The sequence below is a fragment of the Agrococcus sp. TSP3-2-1 genome, assembly GCF_049897585.1.
In the GTDB taxonomy this organism is placed as follows: Bacteria; Actinomycetota; Actinomycetes; order Actinomycetales; family Microbacteriaceae; genus Agrococcus.
The window spans coordinates 1-5,214 of the sequence record NZ_JAFCWN010000013.1 but is presented as its reverse complement, the minus strand read 5'-3'; the positions used below and the strand labels follow the sequence as shown (position 1 = coordinate 5,214).

Sequence of the window (5,214 nt, the reverse complement as noted above, 5' to 3'; positions counted from 1 at the left end):
CCTCCTGCACGAGCCGCATGGCCCGCTCCCGCAACTCCTGCGGGTACTTCTTCGGTGCTGGCATGGCCATCATCCTCTCGGGGAATCAGACCCTCCACCAGAACCGGGGCGATTCAGAGGATCTCGCCCCAGGCGCCGACGGGCCGGTTGGTGGTGATCACGATCGAGGTCCTCAGGTAGCGCTGGTTGATGACCTGGAACAGCGCTGAGGCGGCCTCGCCGGGTAGCGGCAGGTAGCCGAGCTCGTCGATGATCAGCAGCGTCGGGCCGGCGAAGAAGCGCATCATGGTCGACCACTTGCCCTCGATCGCGGCGCGGTGACAGCGGGCGGCAAGGTCGGCGGCGGAGGTGAAGTAGACGCGGTAGCCGGCTTGCACGGCGGCGTGGCCGAGGCCGGTGGCGATGTGGGTCTTGCCGACGCCGGGCGGGCCGATGAGGAGCACGTTGGTGGCGGTCTCGAGGTAGCGGCAGGTGCCCAGCTCTGCCAGCAGGGAGCGGTCGATGCCGGAGGCGGCGTCGAGGTCGAAGTCGTCCAGGGTGGCGCCCGTGGGGAGGTTCGCGAACCGGAACCGGCCGGCAAGGCGGCGCGCGTCGGTGGCGGTGACCTCGATGCGCAGCAGCTGCTCGAGCGCATGCGTGAGCGACCAGCCCTCCGCCTGGGCCTGGTCGAGCACGGACGGAAGGGCCTCGGCGGCGTCGGCGAGCTTCAGCTCGGTCAGGTGGCCGCGCAGCTGCTGATAGACGCTCGCCGCGGTGACGGTGATGGTGGTGGTCATGGGAGGGTGTTCCTGTTCTTCGCGGCCTGCTCGTAGGCGGCCAGATCAATGACGGTCGAGACGGGTCCGGCGGTGCCGGTGAGGACGGCGGCAGCGGCCAGCGCCGCGGTGCCGGGCGGGATGCGCTCCTTGCGACGGTGCGGTCGTTCCGGCGGTGCTGAGGCGAGCGCGATCGTCTCGAGCGCGGTGATGTGGCCGGTGTCGCGGATCGTGACGCCCAGGCCGGGCTCGGCGAGCCGGTGCCGGGCGACCACGATGCCGCTCGCGGTGGCGATGTCGATCGTCTCGGCGCCGAGCCGCCAGTGAACGGTCACGCGCGCCGCGGCGAGCTCCGGCGGGACGGAGTAGCGGTTGCCGCGCCAGTCGATCAGCGCCTGCCGGGTCGCGGTGCGCTGCTCGGTCACGATCACCGGGAACAGCACGTGCGGCAGCGGCCCCAGTCGCTCGGCCGCCAGCATCGCTCGAGCGGTGGTCGACCCGGCCTCGCCCTCGCGCCGGCGCCCGTCCTGCCGGGCCGCGAAGGCCGTGAAGCCGGCCTGCGCCTGCTCGAACGTCGCCTCCTCGGCGAGGGTCCGCCACCAGCGCTGCGCGGCGGTGTGGTTGTTCTTCTCCACCACGCCCTTGCGGTTGCCCGAGCGCGGCCGGCAGACGATCGCCTGCACGCCATGGTGCTTCGCGAACGCCGCGAACTGCGCCGTCAGATCGCCCGAGGTCGGATCGAGCACGGTCCGCATCCGGTCGAAGCGCCAATCGCGCGTCAGCCCGCCCAGCAGGCCCAGCACGGTCGTCATCGCGGCCAGCAAGTGCGGCAGGTCCATCGAGGGCGAGAGCGCCGCCCGCCAGACGCCCGAGTGGGCGAGCGAGCCGACCAGCGCGTAGGCGCGCTTGGTCGGGAACGCCCAATCGGCCGGCGGGTCGGGCAGCTCGACCCAGTCGAACTGCGTCTCCTCGCCCGGCGGGTGCTCGATGATCGCGTTCGCCCGCTTCGTGACATGCGCGCACGCGACGCACGCGGGACGCAGCCCACGGGCCCGGATCTGCCGCGTGAGCGTCGGGTACGAGCCCGAGAACCCGAGCCCGACGAGCTCGTCGAACAGCGTCACCGCCCAGAGGTGCGGGTCCTCGGTCAGCCGAGCGGTGACGTAGACGACGAACCCGTCGAACGGGTCCGGCGAGGCACGTTGGCGGACCCCGGGTTGGCGCTCACCGGCGAGGTAGGCGCGGATGGTCTTGCGGTCGTGGTTCGTGCGGCGGGCGATCTCGCTGATCGTCATCCCCTGCCGCTGCAGAGCGTGGATGTCCACGCTGCTCCTCTCTGAGAGCATGAGAAACAGGGCCTCCCTGGGCTGGTGTGCGGTCAGAGACCACCAGCATCCAGGGAGGCCCGCCTCATGCGGCGGAGCGACCCAGAGTGGGGAGATTCGATGAGCAGAACTGAGGAATTTCAGTGAGCGCCGTCACCCCTGCGCGGTGCTCGCAGCGTTCCTGTTCCTCGACGCCGACGCCGCACACGATGGGACGGCACGGAGGAAGAGCACCTTCGAGAACGGGTTCCCTCGCCTGCGCTTGTTCACGCGCCGCCCCGACCCCTCGGGCCGCGAAGAACAGTTCGAGCGGTTCTACCTCTTGCTGCTCGACTCCAACCCATTCCAGCCCTCCATCCGGGCGTTCGAGGTCGACAACCAGGAGCGCGAGATCGACCTCGACGCTGCGCTGGATGACATGATCGAACTGCTCGGTGAGCGCAACTTCGACTTGTACGACGGCACAGAGGGCAGAATCACCAAGCTCTGAGCGATCTATAGCTCATCGGCCACCACCTCGCCCGTCGCGGTGCGACGCACGAGCAGTGTTGCTCCATGGCGGCGGCCGAAGGCGGCAGCCTTACGTTGCGTCTTGCCTGAGCCGGCACTGGCCCCGGCGAGGGAGGCGCCTTGCACAGTGAGCTCGGGAGTGGCGAGTGCCACGACGATGCTCTCCATCCGCCGGGCGAGCCGTTCGCGCCGCATCGCGTACCGGTCCGCGATCGCCGCGTCGGTGGTGAAGCCGAGCGGTCGCACCACCGCAATCACGATCACCCGTTGCGGCTGCGACGTCTCCAGCGCATGCTCCACCAGTCCGGCGGGGTCGCGGTCCTCGGCGTCGATCATCACCGCCACCGTCTCGCCGAACGTGTTGCCGGCGCTGACCGTGCTGCCGGCGATCACCGGCGGCTCCGGTCCGAGCCGCGCCCTGAGACGGCGACGACGAAGGGGGACTCGCTGCTAAGACGGTGAGTCATGGAGCGGGCGTGGCGAAGATGGCGAGTAGTTCCCCGACTTCGTGGTCGGCCGTGAGGTGATGGCGGAAGTGGCGGCGCGGGTCGAGGGTGTAGTGGGTGCGCCGCCCGATGTGGGTCCGGCGAAGGTAGCCGGCATTCTCGAGGTCGTTGAGGATGGTCATTGTCGCTCGGGTGGTGATGCCCGCCTCTGCGGCGATGTCGCTGACCCGCCGGTCGGGGCCGGTGGCCACGGCAAGGAGGACGTGGCCGTGGTTGGTCAGGAACGTCCACCTCGGCCGCTCGGAGGCGGCTAGGAGCTGCGCTGGCTCGGCGGACGGCCGGGTATCCGTACTCTGTGCGGGGCGGGTCATCGTTGTCCTTTCGGGGATCGTGGCGCTGGTGCTTCACCGTGGGCCCGGTTGGGTGGGCAACGGCTCGTCGGGGCCCGGCCGGTCGGGGGCGATCTTGTCTAGCCCGGCCCGTGCCTGGTCGCCGCCTTTGCGGATGCGGGTTGCGTAGCGCCCGCCGGTCCTGGTGTTGGCGACCTCGCCGACCGTGTCGATGCCCCGATCGATCTTGTTGCGGTGCCGAGCCAGGGCCCCGGTGGCGCTGGTGCGGGCCTTGGCGATCATGTCTTTGAGTCCCATGGGGCTCATCTCCTTGGGGTGGTGGGTGAAATCGTTCGGGGGTCAGATGACGTGCATGGTCAGCCAAGGGGAACCCGCCCGTGGCGGTGCCGCAGGCGAGGCCCGGGCCAGGCCGGGCCGGGCCGGGCCGGGATCAGTCGTCCTCTTCCTGCCCGTCCTCCTCCTGGTCCTGTTGTTGTTCCTGTTGGTCCTGCTCTTCGCCGGGGCCGCAGGAGACCGCCATCGTGAGAGGCAGCACTGCGATGGCCAGGCCTGCCGCGGCACGCCGCAATCGACGTGAAATGGATGGTGTGCGTGACATGTCTTTGAGTCCCATGGGGCTCATCTCCTTCGGTGGTGGGGTGAAACTTTCAGCGGGTCGGGGGGTCGGAGGGGGTGGAGCGGCGCCGGGATCCCCACACGGGTTCCAGAGCGGCGTCCTCGGCCTCGGTGGCGACCCGGAACGGCGCCTCGGCCGGGGTGGGCAGTGCCCGGCGGCCCTGGCCACGGGTGGCGCGCAGGCTGGCAACGATGGAGACGGTGATGATCGTGGCGACCACCGCGAGGGAGAGTGTGGTGGGGATGTAGAAGATGTCGATCTTGAGCATCATCTTGATCCCGACCCAGATCAGCACCAGTGCCAGGCCGATCTTGAGGTAGATGAAGCGGTGGATGAGATCGGCCAGCAGGAAGTACATCGCGCGCAGTCCCAGGATTGCGAACGCGTTGGCGGTAAAGACGAGGAACACCTCATCGGTCACGGCGAAGATCGCTGGGATGGAGTCCACGGCGAAGACCACGTCGGTGACCTCGACTAGCACCAGCACCGCCAGCAGCGGGGTGGCCAGCAGCACCCCGCCTCGGCGGACCAGCAGCTTCTGGCCGTGGTAGACCTCGGTCATCGGCACGAAGCGGCGGAAGGCGCGCAGCACGGCGGACTTCTCGGGGTCCAGGTGCTCGTTGCGCTGGCGGATCATCCGGTACCCGGTGTAGAGCAGGAACGCGGCGAAGACGTACAGGATCCAGGCGAAGCTCTGGATCAGCACAGCGCCGGCGGCGATGAAGATGGCGCGGAAGATGAGGGCGCCCAGCACACCGAGGAACAGCACCCGGTGCTGGTACTCCCGCGGGACGGCGAAGTAGCTGAAGATGATCGCCCAGACGAAGACGTTGTCCACGGCCAGCGACTTCTCGATCAGGTAGCCGGCGAAGTACTGCTGGCCGAACTCCGCCCCCCACACGGACCACACGATCACGCCGAAGGCGACGCCGAAGGCAACCCACACGCCGGACCACACGGCCGCCTCCCGCACCCCGATCACGTGGGCGTGGCGGTGGGCGAATAGGTCGATGGCCAGCATCACCAAGATGAAGGCGAGCACCGCGGCCCAGATCCAGAACGGGACATCCATGACAAGACCTTTCGATCGATTTGAATCGCCCCGGGTTCAGTGGAGGGCGAGTTCTCCCAGCATCGGCTGAGGCTGGGAGTTGATCTCACGGTAGTACGCGTTCTCGGCTTGGATCGGTGTGAGGTATCCGATCGAGGAGT

8 protein-coding genes are annotated in these 5,214 nt (G+C 68.9%); 1 reads left to right on the top strand and 7 read right to left on the bottom strand.

The annotated features are described in order from the left end of the window. Window positions 1-113 precede the first annotated feature (113 nt). Entirely contained in the window at window positions 114-776 is a 663-nt protein-coding gene (gene istB / locus ACP7BI_RS13300; protein ID WP_425847162.1) for an IS21-like element helper ATPase IstB, read from the bottom strand. Then, a complete protein-coding gene (locus tag ACP7BI_RS13295; protein WP_425847159.1) occupies window positions 773-2,101 on the bottom strand; it encodes an IS21/IS408/IS1162 family transposase in 1,329 nt (442 codons plus the stop codon). The genes istB and ACP7BI_RS13295 overlap by 4 nt, the downstream gene beginning before the upstream one ends. 145 nt (window positions 2,102-2,246) lie before the next feature. Between ACP7BI_RS13295 and ACP7BI_RS13290 the strand changes: the two genes are divergently transcribed. After that, complete coding sequence (locus ACP7BI_RS13290) at window positions 2,247-2,570, top strand: hypothetical protein (protein WP_425847157.1); 324 nt, start codon at window positions 2,247-2,249, stop codon at window positions 2,568-2,570. Between the two features lie 5 nt (window positions 2,571-2,575). Here ACP7BI_RS13290 and ACP7BI_RS13285 read toward each other — a convergent pair whose 3' ends face one another. The 5 genes from ACP7BI_RS13285 to ACP7BI_RS13265 form a co-directional block, all read right to left on the bottom strand. Continuing rightward, the gene (locus ACP7BI_RS13285) at window positions 2,576-2,983 is read right to left on the bottom strand and encodes a hypothetical protein (protein ID WP_425847155.1); all 408 of its coding nucleotides are present in this window, start codon (window positions 2,981-2,983) and stop codon (window positions 2,576-2,578) included. Between the two features lie 70 nt (window positions 2,984-3,053). Then, window positions 3,054-3,407, bottom strand: a complete 354-nt coding sequence (locus ACP7BI_RS13280; protein ID WP_425847153.1) for a helix-turn-helix transcriptional regulator — start codon at window positions 3,405-3,407, stop codon at window positions 3,054-3,056. A 33-nt stretch (window positions 3,408-3,440) separates the two neighbouring features. After that, window positions 3,441-3,683 (bottom strand): antitoxin, encoded by a 243-nt coding sequence (locus ACP7BI_RS13275; protein ID WP_425847150.1) that lies wholly within the window; start codon window positions 3,681-3,683, stop codon window positions 3,441-3,443. A 133-nt stretch (window positions 3,684-3,816) separates the two neighbouring features. Beyond that, the gene (locus ACP7BI_RS13270) at window positions 3,817-3,999 is read right to left on the bottom strand and encodes a hypothetical protein (protein WP_425847148.1); all 183 of its coding nucleotides are present in this window, start codon (window positions 3,997-3,999) and stop codon (window positions 3,817-3,819) included. A gap of 34 nt (window positions 4,000-4,033) precedes the next feature. Continuing rightward, window positions 4,034-5,074, bottom strand: coding sequence for a TerC family protein (locus tag ACP7BI_RS13265; RefSeq protein ID WP_425847146.1), 1,041 nt, complete (start codon window positions 5,072-5,074; stop codon window positions 4,034-4,036). Between the last annotated feature and the right edge of the window lie 140 nt (window positions 5,075-5,214).